Source organism: Streptomyces cellostaticus (assembly GCF_001513965.1).
In the GTDB taxonomy this organism is placed as follows: Bacteria; Actinomycetota; Actinomycetes; order Streptomycetales; family Streptomycetaceae; genus Streptomyces; species Streptomyces cellostaticus.
This window is the reverse complement of the sequence record NZ_KQ948044.1, coordinates 62,776-78,205: the sequence shown is the minus strand read 5'-3', so window position 1 is coordinate 78,205 and position 15,430 is coordinate 62,776. Positions and strand designations below refer to the sequence as shown.

Here is a 15,430-nt window from a genome sequence, read left to right as displayed (position 1 = left end):
GCCTGCTCAGGGCCGCTCCAGCAGCTCCAGGGCCCGTTCCCAGGGGAACTCGGGCCGCCCGCCGTCCTCCTCGGGCAGGCCGGAGTACGGCTCGCCGAAGCGGACGCCCATCCCGCGCAGCCGGACCAGGCTGTCCTGGTAGGCGGGGTGGGCGGCCAGCGCGTCGGCCACGCAGGGCAGCACGGCGATGGGGACGCCCAGTCCGGCGGCCTCGCACAGGGTGCCGACGGCGAGGGTGTCGGCCAGACCGGCCGCCCACTTGTTGACGGTGTTGAAGGTGGCGGGTGCCACCACCACGGCATCCGGCGGCGGGAAAGGTCGGGGGTCGGCCGGGGAACGCCAGGCCGACCGGATCGGGCGGCCCGTTCGCGCCTCGACGGCGGCGGTGTCGAAGAACCCGTTCATGGCGACCGGGGTGGCGATGACACCGACCTCCCAGTCCCGCTCCAGGGCAGCGTCGATCAGCCTGGTGACGTGGACGGCGATCCCGGCCGCGCAGACGACGACGTAGAGGAAGGGTTTCCCGGCGTGTTCGGTCATCCGGGCACCCTAGGGCCTGTCGCGGCTGCGGCGGCCGGGGCGGGCGTCAGCCTGCGGCTTCTGTCACCGTGATCGCGCTCACCGGGCAGGCGCGGGCCGCCTCCCGGACCATCGGGTCGCCCGCGCCGTCCTCACGGCCCGGGATCAGGGTGCTGTAGCCGTCGTCGTCCTGGGTGAACACGCCCGGCGCGGCGAGCGCGCACTGGCCCGCGCCGATGCAGACGTCCTTGTCGATGTCGATGTGCATGACCAGAGCCTCTTACCAGGTCACGGGGAGTTCCAGCATCCCCTGGATCGTGTCGCCGGGTTTGAAGGGGATCTCCTCGGCGGGCACGGCCAGCCGGAGGCCGGGCAGGCGCTCGATCAGGGTGCCGAGAGCGATCTCCAGTTCCGCGCGGGCCAGGTTCTGGCCGAGGCACTGGTGGATGCCGAAGCCGAACGCCACGTGGTGGCGGGCGGAGCGGTGGAAGTCCAGGCTGTCGGGGTCGTCGTACCGGGACGCGTCGCGGTTGATGACCGAGGTCGCGAAGAGCACGCCCTCGCCGGCCCGGATCGTGACGCCGTCGGCCTCGATGTCCTCCAGGGCCACCCGCAGCAGGCCGTCCGCGATGGACAGCATCCGCATCAGTTCCTCGACCGCGGCGGGCAGCAGCGCCGGGTCGGCGCGCAACTCGGCGAGCCGCTCGGGGTGCCGGAGCAGCGTGTAGGTGCCGAGGGAGATCATGTTGGCGGTCGTCTCATGGCCGGCGACCAGCAGGATGATGGCCAGCGAGACCAGTTCGTCCCGGTCCAGCGCGCCCTCGCGGAACTGGTGGTGGACCAGGTCGTCCAGGATCCCCTGGCCGGGCTCGGCCTGCTGGGCCTTGTGGTCGATCAGACCGCCGAGGTACGTCTCCAGCCGCTCGCGTGCGCCCTCGGTGTCGGCGGCCGACGGGCCGCGCAGCAGTCTGCGGGACTGCTCTTCGAAGAACTCGTGGTCGGCGTACGGCACTCCGAGCAGGCCGCAGATCACCATGGAGGGCACGGGCAGGGCGAAGGCGGAGACCAGCTCGGCCGGCGGGCCCTGCTCGGTCATCGCGTCCAGCAGCCCGTCGACGATCCGCTGGATGGTGGGCCGCAGTTCGGTCGCGCGTTTGAGGGTGAACGACGGGACCATCATCCGCCGCTGGGTGTGGTGCACGGGATCATCCACGCCGAGCAGCGCCACCCGGCGGTCGCGGACGGCCGCGAAACGGGCGGTGGGCGCGGGGAAGCCGGGGCGGGTCCGGTCGGTTGACAGGCGGGGGTCGGCGAGCAGCGCGCGGGCGGCGGTGTGGCCGGTGACCATCCAGACCTCGCGGCCGTCGAAGAGGGTGGCGCGGGACAGGGCTCGCCCGTCGCGCAGCGGGTCGTATCCGGTGGGCGGGTGGTAGGGGCAGGTGCGGTCCTGGGGGAAGGCGACGGGTTCGGCCGGGGTCGCCGGGCCGGTGATGTCCGTCAGTTCCGTCATGGAAAGACCTCGCAGATGAAGGAAGTGCGTCGTGCCGATCTTCATTAGATGCCCCAGGCATCTAATGGGCGACGACAAGTTCGGCCAGATCTGCGATCTGCGCGATCTGGCCGAAGAACGGGGTCAGCAGGGGCGGGAACGCGCCGAAATCCGGTTGCCGGTGCGCAGGCGGCGGCGCCAGGATCTGCCCATGTTGCTTACCGACACCATTCTGCCGCCGACCTTCGCCGCTGTCCTTGCGGTGCGCGGTCAGCAGCAGCCCGGCCGTCCCCGGAGGCCCGGTCCCGCGCGCCCGTGACGGCCGCGCTCCTGGCGGGCCTGCTCGCCGGCTACGGCATCGCCGTACCCGTCGGCGCGGTCGGGACCTACCTGGTCTCCCTCACCGCCCGCACCTCGCTGCGCACCGGTGTCTGCGCCGCGCTCGGCGTCGCCTCGGCCGACGGCCTGTACGCGCTGCTCGCCGCGGCGGGCGGCTCCGCCCTGGCGGCGGCGCTGCGGCCCGTGCTGAGCCCGCTGCGCTGGGTCTCGGCGCTGGTCCTGGCCGCACTCGCGGTGCGGGTCGCGCTGCTCGCCCTGCGCCAGTACGGCGCCCAGCAGCTCACCACCCGGCCCGAGCGGCCGGTTCCCGACGCCGGACGCGCGTATCTCGGCCTTCTCGGCATCACCCTGCTCAACCCCGTCACCGTGGTCTACTTCGTGGCTCTGGTGCTCGGCACCAGCACCGCCGACGCCGTACGGCCGCTGGAGCGGGCCGGGTTCGTCCTGGCGGCCTTCGCCGCCTCGGCGAGCTGGCAGTTGCTGCTCGCGGGCGGCGGGGCGCTGCTCGGCCGGGCCCTCACGGGCCGTCGCGGGCGGCTGGCGACCGCGCTGCTCTCCAGCGGCGTGATGCTGGTGCCGGCGGTGCGGATGACCATGTCACCCGCGTGAGGGCCCCGCGTCACGGCACGCGCGGGCCCCCGGGGCCGGCGCGAAGGCGCGCGCGACGGCGAGGCTGTCCTCGTACACGTGGTGGCGGACGACCAGGCCGTCCCGGACGGTGAGGTGCAGGGCGAACCTGGCCCGAGTAGGCGCGGCCGGTGGGCGCGGCCGGTGGGCGCGGCCGGTGGGCGCGGCCGGTGGGCGCGGCCGTCTGCCGGATGTCCCCGAGGACGACCGCGTCGTCGCCGTCGACCAGGATGCGCTCGATCCGGGTGTCCGCCTCTTCCGGCACGTGGTGGGCGGCCGGCTCTTGGTAGTGGGCCACGGCGTCGGCGCGGGTGGAGCGGTGCCGGATCCACGGAGTGCCGGTGCGGCCGTGCTCGTCCTCGGGCCGGTTCCGCTTCCAGTCGCCCTGCTCCGCGTACAGCTCGCCGATGCGCTCGGGGTCGCCCTCGCCGATTCGGCGGAGCAGTTCCTCCACGACGGAACGCGTCGCTGTGGTGCGACTGGGAGTCACGGTCCTGCCCCTTCCTCGGACGGTTGCGCGGGTGCGCTGCGTCACCGGGGACGACTGTGCCCCAGGCGCCGCGGCAGCGCGATGACCAGCGAGGTAATCACCTGCCCGGGGGATAGGGCCCGCGGTACGGATGATTCGGGCGGCCGCCGGTGTTGTACGAGGCCGCACGTCAGCCGTTGGACCGACGAAGGGTACGGATCCCATGCCACTTGAGGGCGAGTACGAGCCCAGCCCGACGCAGTGGGTGCGCGAGCAGGTCGAGCTGTACGAGAGCTCCGGCGGAACGGAGGGGACGACGCTGCTGGACACGGGGCTGCCGGTCATCATCCTGACCACCCTGGGCGCCCGGAGCGGGAAGATCCGCAAGACGCCGCTGATGCGGGTGGAACACGGGGGGCGGTACGCCGTGGTCGCCTCGCTGGGCGGTGCGCCCAAGCATCCCGTCTGGTATTTCAACGTGAAGTCCGAGCCACAGGTGGAGCTGCAGGACGGGCCGGTCAGGCGGGACATGAGGGCCCGTGAGCTCACCGGCACGGAGAAGGACGCGTGGTGGGAGCGGGCCGTCGCCGCCTATCCGCCCTATGCCGACTACCAGAAGAAGACCTCCCGGCAGATCCCGGTGTTCGTGCTGGAGCCCGCCGACGAGAGCTGATTCAGGCCCGGGAACGACTCGTTTTGGAAAAATCTGTGTCCGCGACGCATGAACCGGCTTCGGGGCGGGCACTCGTGCGTCAGGCCCCGCCGCGTTCCCCCGTCGCGGCGGGGCTCTCCCGTGCCTCGCCCGCCGGCCGGTCGGTCACGTCGAGGAAGATCTGGTCGGCGACGGAAAACATGTCGGCCAGCGACCGCTTGATGCGTACGGCGGCATCTTCCACCCGCTCGCTGTCCAGGCCCGGAACCAGGTCGATGCGGGCGGCCACCAGGGTGGACTCGAAGCCCAGCTTCATCGTGAACAGCGCCTCCACGCTGTCGATCTCCGGCTGGGCCTCGAGCAGTGCCCGGATCCTGCCGCTCAGCTCCGGATCGGCGGCCTCGCCGATGAGCTGGTCACGGGCCTCGCGGCCCAGCCGGTAGGCGACGTACACCAGCAGCCCGCCGATCGCCAGCGAGGCGGACGCCTCCCACACGACCTGCCCGGTCACCAGGTGCAGGACCATGCCGACGAGGGCGAGACTCACACCGAGCACCGCCGTGCTGTCCTCGGCGACCACCGTGCGCAGGGCGGGGTCGCGCAGCCCGGCCAGGCCCTCGCCCTGGTGGCGCACCTGGTGGAGTGCCCGGGCCAGCGAGATGCCCTCGGCGAGGAGCGCCACGCCCAGCACGATCAGGCCCGCGACATAGCCGCTGAGTTTCTCCTCGGTGCCGTTGCGCAGGGCCTCGAAGCCCTGGAAGAAGGAGAAGCAGCCGCCCATCACGAAGATGCCGACGGCCGCGAGCAGGGACCAGAAGAACCGCTCCATGCCGTAGCCGAAGGGGTGACGCCGGTCGGCCGGGCGGCGGCTGCGGCGCAGTGCGGTCAGCAGGAAGACCTCGTTGAAGCTGTCGGCGACCGAGTGCGCGGCCTCCGACAGCAGCGCGGGCGAGCCCGCGAACACACCGCCGACAGCCTTGGCAACGGCGATCACCAGATTGGCGGCGAGCGCCACGAGGACGGTGACCCGGGTACGGCGATCGGCCTTCGAGACCACCGGCCGGCTCCCGCCCGGGCCCGCCGGACCGTCCCGGGACGCGCCGCTGTAGGCGGCCGGTGCCAGACGGTCCGAAGCTGCGGTCGGCTCCTGCCCCGAGGGTGTCCCGCTCACGTAACGCCGACTGCCCCCGCCGACGCGGATCACACCGCGCCGGTGACGGGAAACGGTGCCCCGGGCGAACGGGTGGCGCCGCGAGAGCGCCCGGCATGAGCGCCTCACGGCGAGGAAGGAGTGCAGCATGGCGAAGCACAAGAAGATGAAGCTCCCGCTCGTCTACCAGCCGCTCGGATTCGTGCTCAGCTGGGCAGCCGGGGCACTGGCGGGGCTGGCCTTCCGCAAGGCGTGGACGGCGCTGCGGCACGAGGAGGACGCGCCCGACGCGCTGGACCCGGACCGCGGCTGGGGCGAGATCCTGCTCGCGGCGGCGGTCCAGGGCGCCCTCTTCGCGGTGGTGCGCAGCGCGGTCGACCGCAGCGGCGCCAAGGCCATCGCACGGTCGACGGGCGTGTGGCCGGTCGCCGGCCGGGACTGAGCCCGGCCGGATTCAGCCGGCGACCAGCCACGTTCCGTCGCGCATCAGCTCCCGCCCGCGCAGCTCGTTCTCCTCGCGCCAGGCCTGGACGCGTTGCGGGAGGATCCTGAAGTACAGGTAGCGGGTGGCGAGTTGGCGCGGGTCGAAGCCGGTCTTGCCGGCGAACACCTCGGCGTCCTCCTCGGGCAGGTCCTCGGGGGTCACGGCCCGGACGGTGCCCTCGACGATGACGACGTCCCGGGTCGGCCCGAGGCCCAGGCGCGCGGTGCCGGTGGCCACGAGGTTGCGGCCGGTGGGGCTCTCGGCCGGGGTGGCGATCAGCAGGGTGGCGCCGTCCCAGAGGAACGACAGGGGGACGAGGTAGGGCGCGCCGCCGTTCTCGCCGGAGGTGGCGACCCAGGCGTCGATGTCGTGCTCCAGGCGGTGGAGGGTGTCCTTCTTGCGCTGCTCGGCGGTGCGGGCGGGCGGCGGGGTCATGGTCGTACGGCCTCCTCGGTATGGGCTGCGTTCGTATGACGTGCGGACGCCGTCCAGTGTGACCGTCAGCCGTCCGTCCCGGCACGGAGGTGATCAAGGCGTGTCTGCGCGGCCGTCAGGAGCAGGTCCAGGGCGGCCGGGTAGGAGCTGCTCCGCATGGAGGCCACGAGATGGCGGGCGGTGGCCGCGATGTGCGGGTGGGTGTCGGCGGGCAGGTGGGCGTAGGTGTCCCGCCACACCTCGGCCTCGGCCTCGCGGGCGGCCCTGGGCAGGGCGGTGCCGGCGGAGTCCAGGGCGCCGAAGGCGAGGGCCTGGTCGACGAAGGCGTGGTAGATCCGTACCGCCTCCGGGTCCGGGAAGCCGGCCCGGCGCAGTACGCCGATGATGCCCTCGACGGCCTGGATCTCGTGCGCCCGGCCGGTGACGCGGTGGGCGCTGAGCATCGCGGCCCGGGGGTGGGCGAGGGCGCCCGCATGCATCCGCAGGCCGAGTTCGCGCAGGTCGGCGCGCCAGTCGCCGGTGGGCCGCCAGACCCGCAGGGTACGGCCGATCAGTTCGTCGGCGATGGCGAGCATCAGGTCGTCGGTGTGCCGGAAGTACCGGTACAGGGAGCTGGGGTCGGCGCCGAGGGCGCGGCCGAGCCGACGCACGGAGAGCGCGTCGGCACCGTGCTCCTCGATCAGCCGGAGCGCGGTGTCGACGATCAGCTCGGCGGAGAGCACGACGCCCTGTTTGGTGGGGCGCCTGCGCTGCCGGGCGGCGGGCGGGACGACGCGTTCGCTCATGAGAGTCCTCCGCGGGGTGTGCCCGGCACCTTACGACAACACCGTTGACCTGTGAAGCGTGCGGACGGTTTCATCTGCGGTCACCGGGGCCGACCAGGCCCCCCGGTGCGAGTGGAGAGCCGGTCATGAGCGAGACCCCCTTCGGTGTGGATCCCCCCGCGCAGCCCGAGCTGCGCAAGTCCCTGAGCGTGCTCGACGGCGTCGCCGTCGCCGCGTCCAGCACGGCCGCGACCACCAGCATCGGCATCGGCCTCGGGGTGACGGCCGGCGTGGTCGGCCTGCATCTGCCGGCCATCATGCTGCTGGCGTTCCTGCCGGTCCTCGGCATCGCCGGGGCCTACTCCCGGCTGAACCGGGTGGAGCCGAACGCGGGCAACGGCTATGTGTGGGTGGGCCGTTCGCTCAGTCCCTGGCTCGGTTTCATGGTCGGCTGGGTCAACTTCGTGGCGAGCGTGGCCTTCCTTGCCTACACCACCGCGGTCACCGGCTCGGCGATGCTCCAGCTGGCCGGAGAGGCGGGGCTGCACCGGATCGGTCCGCTCGGGCTCGATCCGGGCTCGACCGCGCAGACGACGGCGGTGGGCATCCTCGTCCTGGTCGCGGTCACGCTCACCGCCGTGACCGGCGTGCGCACCGCGGCCCGGCTGCAGAGCTGGCTGCTGGTCTTCGAGTACGCCGTACTGCTGGGCTTCTGCGGGTACGCCGTCGTCACCGGTCCGCATCCGTTCCGGCTGTCCTGGTTCGACCCGTTCGAGATTCCCTCGGCGACCGCGCTGGCGCAGGGCCTGTTGCTGTCGGTGTTCTGCTACTGGGGCTTCGAGGCCGCGTTCACGGTCAACGAGGAGGTGCGCGACCCGCGGGACGCCTCCCGGGCCGGGCTGATCACCCTGGTGACGATGCTCGGGCTGTTCCTGCTCGGCTCGGTCGCCTTCCAACGGGTGCTGTCCGAGCGTGAGTTGGCCGGGCACGGCGCCGAGGGCCTGGCGTACTTCGGTGACCGGCTGGCCTCCCAGCCGCTGGCCGCGCTCCCTCTGGTGGCGCTGATGTTCTCGGCGGTGGCCTCGCTCCAGGCCGGGGTCATCCCGACGGCCCGGGGGATGTTCGCCATGAGCCGGGACCGTACCCTCGGGCCGGTGTGGTCCAAGGTCAGTTCCCGGTACGGAACGCCGGCGGCCGGGACGCTGCTGGTCGGGGCCCTGGCCGCGGTGGTGGCGGCGGGCGCCCTGGTGATCCCGCGCCTGGCCGACATGATCATGGCGACGGTGAACGCCGTCGGCATCGTGGTCTCGCTCTCGTACGCGCTCACCGCGCTCGCGGCCGCCGTCCGGTTCCGGTCGCTGCTGCGGCAGGACTGGCGGCAGGGGGTACGGGCGGTGGTCCTGCCCGCGCTCAGCGCCCTCGCCCTGCTGGGCCTCGGCGGATACCTCGGCTGGTCCTTCTACCGCTCCGCCGACCACTTCGAGGTCAGCGCGGACAACGGCTGGTTCCTGCTGCTCATGCCGCTGGTGATGATCGCGTCCGGGTTCGTGGTGGCCGCGTGGGCGAAGTGGGCGCGCAGGTCGCCGTACTTCCGCACCGGCGAGGGCACCGACGCCGACTCCCGCCGGCTCCTGACCACCTCCAACTGACCTTCCAGGAAAGGCATCATGCACGCTGATCTGCTCTTCACCGGCGGCCCCGTCCTCACTCCCCAGGGACGTACCGCGAGCGCCGTGGCCGTCACCGGGGACCGCATCACCGCCGTCGGGCACGGCGAGGTGCACGAGCTGGCCGGGCCGCGCACCCAGGTGGTCGACCTGGCCGGGCGGCTGCTGCTGCCGGGTTTCCAGGACGCGCACGTCCATCCGGTGCCCGCCGGGCTCGAACTGAGCCAGTGCGACCTCTCCGGGACGACGACCGCCGAGGCCACCGTGGCCGCCGTCCGCGCCTACGCCGAGGCCCATCCCGAGCGGGAGTGGATTCTCGGCGGCGGCTGGTCGATGGAGGCGTTCGAGGGCGGTACGCCGACGAAGGAGCTGCTGGACGCAGCCGTCCCGGACCGGCCGGTCTACCTGCCCAACCGGGACCACCACGGCGCCTGGGTCAACAGCCGCGCCCTGGAGCTGGCCGGCGTCGGCCGGGACACCCCCGACCCGGCCGACGGGCGCATCGAGCGGGACGCCGCGGGCGAGCCGAGCGGCACCCTGCAGGAGGGTGCGATGCAGCTGGTGGGCCGGCTCACGCCGCCCGCCACCGCGGCCGACCGGCTGGCCGCGCTGCTGCACGCCCAGCGACATCTGCACGCACTCGGCATCACCGCCTGGCAGGACGCGCTGGTCGGCGACTTCCTCGGCATGGACGATCCGGCCGAGGCGTACCTGACGGCGGCCCGGGACGGCTCGCTCACGGCACGGGTGAACGGCGCCCTGTGGTGGGACCGGGAGCGCGGGGCCGAGCAGATCCCCGAACTCGCCGAGAAGCGGGCCGCTCTGCGTCACGGCCGGTTCCGCGCGGGCACCGTGAAGCTGATGCTGGACGGCGTCGCCGAGAACCACACGGCCGCGCTGCTCGACCCCTACCTGGACCGGTGCGGCTGCGCGACCGCCAACCGCGGCAAGAGCTTCATCGACCCGGGCCAACTCCCCAAATACGTCACCGAATTGGACGCGCTCGGCTTCCAGTGCCACTTCCACGCGCTGGGCGACCGGGCCGTACGGGACGCGCTGGACGCCGTAGAGGCGGCGCGTGCAGCCAACGGGCCGAGCGACACCCGGCCGCACCTTGCGCACCTCCAGGTGGTGCACCCGGACGACGTGCCGCGCTTCGCCCGGCTCGGCGCCACCGCCAACATCCAGCCGCTGTGGGCCGCGCACGAGCCGCAGATGGACGAGCTGACGATCCCCTTCCTCGGCCCCGAACGGGCCGCGTGGCAGTACCCGTTCGGGGCGCTGCTGCGCTCCGGGGCGCGCCTCGCGGCGGGCAGCGACTGGCCCGTGAGCAGCCCGGATCCGCTCCAGGGCATCCATGTCGCGGTCAACCGCGTCGAACCGGGCGGCGCCGGGCCGGTGTTCCTGCCCGACGAGCGGCTGAGCCTCGCGGACGCACTGACCGCGTACACGGCCGGGTCGGCGTACGTGAACCACCTGGACGACACCGGCCGGGTGGCCGTCGGGGCGCTCGCCGACCTGGTGGTGCTGGACCGCGATCCGTTCGCCGGGCCACCGGAGGCGATCGCGGAGACGAGCGTGGCGCTCACCTATGTGGGAGGTGAGCGGGTGTACGCGGCCGGGGCGTGAGGCGGTTCGTTTGTCAGCGGCGCACAAGTTCCGCACGCACAACTGTCCTTGGGTGATGAGCCCGCGCGGGTTACTCGCGGGTATCGTCACCGACGTGCCGAAGAGAGCCGCAGCGGTGGGTGTCGACACGGGCGGCCCGTTCAAGGCGTTGCCCCCGGGTCTGCCGGACCGCCTCAGACCGTATGTCGCCGAGATCACCGAGGAGGTCGTCCGCGCGATCGGGACCGGGATCCCGGAGTACGCGCGCCCGATGGACGACACGTACATGCAGGGCGTGCAGCGGGGTGTGGACCATGCGCTGCGCGGGCTGCTGGAGCGGATGGCGCAGCCGGACACCGACTGGGAGCCGGTGAAGGCGACGTACGAGCGCATCGGCCGGGGGGAGGCCGAGGAGGGGCGCAGCCTCGACTCGTTCCAGTCGGCGCTGCGGCTCGGCGCAAGGGTGACCTGGCGCCGGGTCAACGCGCTGGTGGACGAGGGGCTGCTGCCCCGTCATGTGCTGGGCGCCCTCGGCGAGGTGCTGTTCGTGCACCTGGACGAGATGGCGGCCGCGACGACCGCGGGGTACACCGAGGCCCGGCTGCACGCGGCCGGCGAACTCCAGCAGCGGCGGGCCCGGCTGGTGGACCTGCTGACCGCCGATCCCCCGGCCTCGGCGGGGGCGATCGCCGATCTGGCGCATGCCGCGCGCTGGACGGTGCCGCGGGCGGTGGCGGTGGTGGCCGTGGATCCCGGTCCGGGGGCGGCGCCGATCGTGCCGCCGGAGTTCCTCACCCGGTTCGAGGTCCAGCCGGCGCTGCTGGTGGTGCCCGATCCGGAGGGTCCGGGCCGGGCGCGGGCGGTGGCCGGGGCGCTGCAGGGGCTGCGCGCCGCTATGGGGCCGACCGTGGCGCTGGACGAGGGCGCACGGTCGCTGCGCTGGGCGACGGAGGCCCTGGACCTCGTACGGCGGGGTGTCCTGTCCGGCACGGACGCGGCCGGAGGAGTGGTCCGCTGCCAGGACCACCTGTCCACGCTGCTGCTCCTGCGCGACGACGCGTTGCTGGACGCGGTGGCCGAGCGGTGGCTGCGCCCGCTCGAACAGGTGCGCCCGCCGCAGCGGGAGCGGCTGGCGGAGACCCTGCTGGCCTGGCTGCAGTCCGGCCGGGGAGTGGCGGAGGTGGCTGTGCGCCTCGCGGTGCACCCGCAGACGGTCCGCTACCGGATGCGGCAACTGGACGAGCTGTTCGGTGAGCTGCTGCACGACCCGGCGGCCCGCTTCGAGATCCAGTTGGCGTTACGGGCCCGGGAACTGCGCAGAGGTGCCGCGGCGGGACGGGCGGCCCCCGAGTGAACTTCTCGGACAGGTGTCCGGCTATCCTGGACACCTGTCCAAGAAGAAGAGAGGTCCGCTGGTCATGGAGATAGTGGCGAACGTCCTGGTCGGCCTGGTGGCCGCCCTGCACGCGTACATCCTGGTGCTGGAGATGTTCCTGTGGCAGAAGAAGCCGGGGCGGGGGCTGCACGGGTTCGACCCGGAGATGGCCCGGGCAACCGCGCCGATGGCCGCCAACCAGGGCCTGTACAACGGCTTCCTGGCGGCGGGCCTGGTGTGGGGGCTGGTCGCGGCCGACCCGACCGGGTTCCGGGTCCAGGTGTTCTTCCTGTCGTGTGTCGTGGTGGCGGGCGTGTTCGGCGCCGTCACGGCCAACCGGCGCATCCTGTTCGCCCAGGCGCTGCCCGGCGCGCTCGCCCTGGCAGCCGTCCTCGCCGCACGATGACCCGCGCCCCCCAGGAGGACCCGCGGGCCGCCCGCACCCGCGCCCGGCTCCGTGCGGCCCTGCTCGAAGAGTGTGCCGAGCGTCCCCTGGAGGAGGTGGGCGTCGCCGCGCTGGTGCGCCGGGCCGGGGTGGGCCGGGCCACGTTCTACGGGCACTACGACGGGCTGGAGGCGCTGGCGGTCGACACGTGCGCGGACGTCGTACGGCAGGCGGTGGACGCGCTGCACGCCTGGCGGGGGCGGCCCGATCCGGTCAACGCCCCGCCGGCGCTGCGGGAGTTCTTCGCGGGTCTCGCCCCGCACGCGGCCCTGTACCGGTCGCTGCTCGCGCCCGGCGGGGGCGGGCCGCTCGGCCGGGTGCTGCACCGGGACCTCAGGGCCCGCAGCCTCGCCGAGCGCGAGCTGGCGGGCGCGGCGGACGCCCCGCTGGTCGCCTCGGCGGTGGCGGCGACCTTCGCGGGGGTCCTCGCGGACTGGCTGCACGGGCTGCTGGAGGCGGCACCGGAGGAAGTCGCGGACCAGGTGTGGCAGTTGCTGGTCGCGCTGCACCGCAGCCGGTGACCGGTCACCGGCAGCCGGCGCCGCGCTTCGCCCGCGGCCAGGCCTCCACCGAGTCGGCGGTGCGGACGTAGGCCGTGTCCTCGTCGTGGGTGAGCCACAGGTGCCGGCCGCGGTGGTGGTACCCGGTGTCACGGGCGTCCGCGGGCATGCGGACGTGCTCGCGGTACGGCGCCGTGAGCAGGCCCTCGCAGCCGAGCACACCTTCGGGATCACGGATGTACGTGCGGTGGTCCAGGTCGAGGAAGCGGGCCGGCTGCCGGCCGCAGTGTTCCAGGCCGGTGGAACTGCTGAGCCGGCTCACCGGTACCCGCCTGCCGTTCCGGTCCGTCCAGACCTCCCAGCCCTGGGCGGCCGCGAACGTCGCGGGCAGTTCGGCGGGATCGCAGGAGGCGTTCGTCTCCGGGCCCCAACCGGGCCGGTCCTTCCGGTCCTTGGCCACCACGACGGCCACCTTGGTGCGGCCGTTGACGTCGAAGGAGTACAGCACCCGGTCCGCCTCCCTGCGCTCCACGCGGTAGCCGTGGCCGGGCTGCACCGGCTGGAACATGTCGAAGTGGAGCTACAGCCCCTCCTCGGGCGTACGGCCTCCGTCCGCCTTGCTCCACCCGTCGGGTCCGCCGCCCTCGAAGATCTCCCCGTCGCACTCCAGCGCCCGGCCGGCGGCCCCCGAGGCCACCCGGAGCACACGGGTGCTATGGCCGTCCAGGCTCTTGGTTCGGACGTCCAACGGTCCGCTGTAGGGGGTGGGAGGCGTGCCCCTGACCGCCACCCGCACTCCCGTGCCGTCGTCGCACCCCACCGCCGTCACGGCCGCCACCGCCACCAGCCCTCTGCGCATGCCCGCCCCTGTTCCTGGACCGTCGTTCCGCACCTCCGACGCGGTTTCGGTACGGAACGTTCAGCGGGCCTTCTGAAAAGTCCGCCGGTACGCCTGCGGGGACACCCCGATCGACGCGTGCAGGTGCTGGCGCAGCGAGGCGCCCGTCGCGAAGCCGACCTCGGCGGCGATGCGGTCCACCGGCAGGTCGCTGGACTCCAGCAGATGCCGGGCACGGGTGACACGCTGCTGGATCAGCCAGCGGCCGGGGCTGAGACCGACCTCGTCGTTGAAGCGGCGGGCGAAGGTGCGCCGGCTCATCCGGGCGTGCTCGGCGAGGTCGGAGAGGGCGAGCGGCTCGTCCAGGCGTTCCAGGGCCCAGGCGCGGGTGGCGGCGGTGCTCGCCGCGCCGCTCTCCGGGACCGGCTGCTCGATGTACTGGGCCTGGCCGCCGTCGCGGAACGGGGGTACGACGCAGCGGCGGGCCACCGTGTTGGCGAGTTCGCTGCCGTGGTCCGTACGGACGACGTGCAGGCATACGTCGACGCCGGAGGCGGCTCCGGCCGAGGTGAGGACCCTGCCGTCGTCGACGAAGAGGACGTCGGGGTCGAGGTCGATGTGCGGGTACATGCCCCGGAACCGGTCCGCCAGCTGCCAGTGCGTGGTGGCCTTCCTGCCGTCCAGGAGCCCGGCCGCGGCGAGGACGAAGGCGCCGGTGCAGATGGAGACGATGCGTGCGCGTCCGGGGATCCTCGCCAGGGCGGCGGTGACCTCGTCGGGTAGCTCGTCGGTGACGACCGCCGGCGAGATGGGGGCGATGACGACGGTGTCGGCCGTGGCCAGGGCCTCGGGACCGTGGTCGACGGTGATCGTGAAGTCGGCGTTGGTGCGCACCGGACCGCCGTCGACGGTGCAGGTCAGCACCTCGTAGCGACCGTCGGCTGCGCCGAGGATACGGGCGGGGATGCCCAGTTCGAAGGGGTAGACGCCGTCGAGGGCCAGGACGACCACTCGCTCCGGACTCGCTGTGCCACGCATGGCACGATCCTATCGAAGATTGTCCATCGTGCCATTTCCCGGACGGGCGGGCCCCGGCAGGCTGGGTGACCATGAGCGATGTGAACACGATGCGTGCCATCAGCCAGGACGACCTCGGCGGTCCCGAGGTCCTGAAGGAAGTGCAGGTGGAGCGGCCCACGCCGGGCCCCAACGAGGTGCTGGTCCGGGTGCGGGCCGCCGGGGTCAACCCGACCGACTGGAAGCACCGTGCGACCGGCGGGTTCCTGGGCCGGCCGCCGTTCGTCCTGGGCTGGGACGTCTCCGGCGAGGTCACCGAGACCGGGATCGGGGTGGCCGCCTTCAAGCCCGGCGACGAGGTCTTCGGCATGCTGCCCTATCCCGTCGGTCACGGCTCGCACGCCGAGTACGTGACCGTCCGGGCCCGCGCCCTGGTGCCCAAGCCGGCCTCGGTCGACCACGCCCAGGCGGGAGCGCTGCCGCTGGTGTCGCTGACCGCCTGGCAGGCGCTGACCGAGCACGCCGGTCTGCAGCCCGGGCAGCGGGTACTGGTCCATGCGGCGGCCGGCGGTGTCGGGCATGTGGCCGTGCAGATCGCCAAGGCGCTCGGCGCGTATGTGATCGGTACGGCGAGCGCGGGCAAGCACGACTTCCTGCGGGAGATCGGCGTGGACGAGGCGATCGACTACCGGTCCACCGACTTCACCGAGGCGGTGCGGGACGTCGACGTGGTGCTGGACACGCTGGGCGGTGAGACGTCCGTGCGGTCGCTCGCCGTGCTGCGCCCGGGCGGGGTCGTGGTGTCGATCCTGCCGGTCGGGTCCGAGGACTTCCACGAGGAGGCCGAGCGGCTCGGTGTGCGGGCGGTGCGGATGCTGGTGGACGCCGACCGGTCCGGGATGGAGGCGGTCGCGGACCTGGTGGAGCAGGGCAAGCTGCGGGCCACGATCGCGGGGACCTTCCCGCTGGCCGATGCCGCCAAGGCGCACGAGCTGGGCGACACCGGCCGGACGACGGGCAAGCTGGTGCTGCTGGTGGACTGACCTTTCGGG

Annotated in this window: 19 protein-coding genes and 1 pseudogene; 10 read left to right on the top strand and 10 right to left on the bottom strand. The window is 73.2% G+C overall.

What is annotated here, in order from left to right:
- Window positions 1-6 precede the first annotated feature (6 nt).
- The 3 genes from AQI88_RS36125 to AQI88_RS36115 are packed head-to-tail and all read right to left on the bottom strand — an operon-like array spanning window position 7 to window position 2,029.
- Window positions 7-540: a flavoprotein gene (locus tag AQI88_RS36125; RefSeq protein WP_067008013.1), complete on the bottom strand. Its 534-nt coding sequence runs from the start codon at window positions 538-540 to the stop codon at window positions 7-9.
- A 46-nt stretch (window positions 541-586) separates the two neighbouring features.
- Window positions 587-787, bottom strand: a complete 201-nt coding sequence (locus tag AQI88_RS36120; protein ID WP_067008010.1) for a ferredoxin — start codon at window positions 785-787, stop codon at window positions 587-589.
- Window positions 788-799: 12 nt separating this feature from the next.
- Complete coding sequence (locus AQI88_RS36115) at window positions 800-2,029, bottom strand: cytochrome P450 (protein WP_067008009.1); 1,230 nt, start codon at window positions 2,027-2,029, stop codon at window positions 800-802.
- A 31-nt stretch (window positions 2,030-2,060) separates the two neighbouring features.
- Between AQI88_RS36115 and AQI88_RS47185 the strand changes: the two genes are divergently transcribed.
- Together AQI88_RS47185 and AQI88_RS36105 are read left to right on the top strand one after the other, a co-directional pair.
- Entirely contained in the window at window positions 2,061-2,327 is a 267-nt protein-coding gene (locus tag AQI88_RS47185) for a hypothetical protein (protein ID WP_067008008.1), read from the top strand.
- Window positions 2,324-2,956: a LysE family transporter gene (locus tag AQI88_RS36105; RefSeq protein ID WP_067008007.1), complete on the top strand. Its 633-nt coding sequence runs from the start codon at window positions 2,324-2,326 to the stop codon at window positions 2,954-2,956. The genes AQI88_RS47185 and AQI88_RS36105 overlap by 4 nt, the downstream gene beginning before the upstream one ends.
- Here AQI88_RS36105 and AQI88_RS36100 read toward each other — a convergent pair.
- Window positions 2,945-3,464 (bottom strand): annotated as a pseudogene (locus AQI88_RS36100) (nuclear transport factor 2 family protein). The gene AQI88_RS36105 and the pseudogene AQI88_RS36100 sit on opposite strands and share 12 nt — an antisense overlap.
- 202 nt (window positions 3,465-3,666) lie before the next feature.
- Between AQI88_RS36100 and AQI88_RS36095 the strand changes: the two are divergent.
- Window positions 3,667-4,116, top strand: a complete 450-nt coding sequence (locus AQI88_RS36095) for a nitroreductase family deazaflavin-dependent oxidoreductase (RefSeq protein WP_067008006.1) — start codon at window positions 3,667-3,669, stop codon at window positions 4,114-4,116.
- A gap of 79 nt (window positions 4,117-4,195) precedes the next feature.
- Here the strand turns inward: AQI88_RS36095 and AQI88_RS36090 are convergent, their stop codons facing one another.
- Window positions 4,196-5,152, bottom strand: a complete 957-nt coding sequence (locus tag AQI88_RS36090; protein ID WP_067008005.1) for a cation diffusion facilitator family transporter — start codon at window positions 5,150-5,152, stop codon at window positions 4,196-4,198.
- A gap of 241 nt (window positions 5,153-5,393) precedes the next feature.
- Here AQI88_RS36090 and AQI88_RS36085 point away from each other — a divergent pair, with 241 nt between their 5' ends.
- Window positions 5,394-5,687: a DUF4235 domain-containing protein gene (locus AQI88_RS36085; protein WP_067008004.1), complete on the top strand. Its 294-nt coding sequence runs from the start codon at window positions 5,394-5,396 to the stop codon at window positions 5,685-5,687.
- 12 nt (window positions 5,688-5,699) lie between these two features.
- Here AQI88_RS36085 and AQI88_RS36080 read toward each other — a convergent pair whose 3' ends face one another.
- Both AQI88_RS36080 and AQI88_RS36075 read right to left on the bottom strand, forming a co-directional pair.
- Window positions 5,700-6,164, bottom strand: a complete 465-nt coding sequence (locus AQI88_RS36080) for a pyridoxamine 5'-phosphate oxidase family protein (RefSeq protein ID WP_067008002.1) — start codon at window positions 6,162-6,164, stop codon at window positions 5,700-5,702.
- Window positions 6,165-6,229: 65 nt separating this feature from the next.
- Complete coding sequence (locus tag AQI88_RS36075) at window positions 6,230-6,949, bottom strand: TetR/AcrR family transcriptional regulator (RefSeq protein ID WP_067007999.1); 720 nt, start codon at window positions 6,947-6,949, stop codon at window positions 6,230-6,232.
- A 125-nt stretch (window positions 6,950-7,074) separates the two neighbouring features.
- Here AQI88_RS36075 and AQI88_RS36070 point away from each other — a divergent pair, with 125 nt between their 5' ends.
- From AQI88_RS36070 to AQI88_RS36050, 5 genes are all read left to right on the top strand, one after another.
- Window positions 7,075-8,577, top strand: a complete 1,503-nt coding sequence (locus AQI88_RS36070) for an APC family permease (RefSeq protein ID WP_067007997.1) — start codon at window positions 7,075-7,077, stop codon at window positions 8,575-8,577.
- A gap of 18 nt (window positions 8,578-8,595) precedes the next feature.
- Window positions 8,596-10,224, top strand: a complete 1,629-nt coding sequence (locus AQI88_RS36065; RefSeq protein ID WP_067007995.1) for an amidohydrolase — start codon at window positions 8,596-8,598, stop codon at window positions 10,222-10,224.
- Between the two features lie 94 nt (window positions 10,225-10,318).
- A complete protein-coding gene (locus tag AQI88_RS36060; RefSeq protein WP_244184481.1) occupies window positions 10,319-11,557 on the top strand; it encodes a PucR-like N-terminal domain-containing protein in 1,239 nt (412 codons plus the stop codon).
- 64 nt (window positions 11,558-11,621) lie between these two features.
- The gene (locus AQI88_RS36055; RefSeq protein ID WP_067008063.1) at window positions 11,622-11,984 is read left to right on the top strand and encodes a DUF1304 domain-containing protein; all 363 of its coding nucleotides are present in this window, start codon (window positions 11,622-11,624) and stop codon (window positions 11,982-11,984) included.
- A complete protein-coding gene (locus AQI88_RS36050) occupies window positions 11,981-12,544 on the top strand; it encodes a TetR/AcrR family transcriptional regulator (protein WP_067007993.1) in 564 nt (187 codons plus the stop codon). The genes AQI88_RS36055 and AQI88_RS36050 overlap by 4 nt, the downstream gene beginning before the upstream one ends.
- 4 nt (window positions 12,545-12,548) lie before the next feature.
- Here AQI88_RS36050 and AQI88_RS36045 read toward each other — a convergent pair whose 3' ends face one another.
- From AQI88_RS36045 to AQI88_RS36040, 3 genes are read right to left on the bottom strand one after another with little or no spacing between them, the layout of a single operon-like run.
- Window positions 12,549-13,091 carry a hypothetical protein gene (locus AQI88_RS36045; RefSeq protein ID WP_317932532.1) on the bottom strand — a complete coding sequence of 181 codons (543 nt, stop codon included), beginning with the start codon at window positions 13,089-13,091 and terminating at the stop codon, window positions 12,549-12,551.
- A gap of 12 nt (window positions 13,092-13,103) precedes the next feature.
- Window positions 13,104-13,382 carry a hypothetical protein gene (locus AQI88_RS48880; RefSeq protein WP_317932530.1) on the bottom strand — a complete coding sequence of 93 codons (279 nt, stop codon included), beginning with the start codon at window positions 13,380-13,382 and terminating at the stop codon, window positions 13,104-13,106.
- A gap of 60 nt (window positions 13,383-13,442) precedes the next feature.
- Window positions 13,443-14,399 (bottom strand): GlxA family transcriptional regulator, encoded by a 957-nt coding sequence (locus tag AQI88_RS36040; RefSeq protein WP_067007991.1) that lies wholly within the window; start codon window positions 14,397-14,399, stop codon window positions 13,443-13,445.
- 71 nt (window positions 14,400-14,470) lie between these two features.
- Between AQI88_RS36040 and AQI88_RS36035 the strand changes: the two genes are divergently transcribed.
- Window positions 14,471-15,421: an NADP-dependent oxidoreductase gene (locus AQI88_RS36035; protein WP_167357503.1), complete on the top strand. Its 951-nt coding sequence runs from the start codon at window positions 14,471-14,473 to the stop codon at window positions 15,419-15,421.
- The last annotated feature ends 9 nt before the right edge of the window (window positions 15,422-15,430 follow it).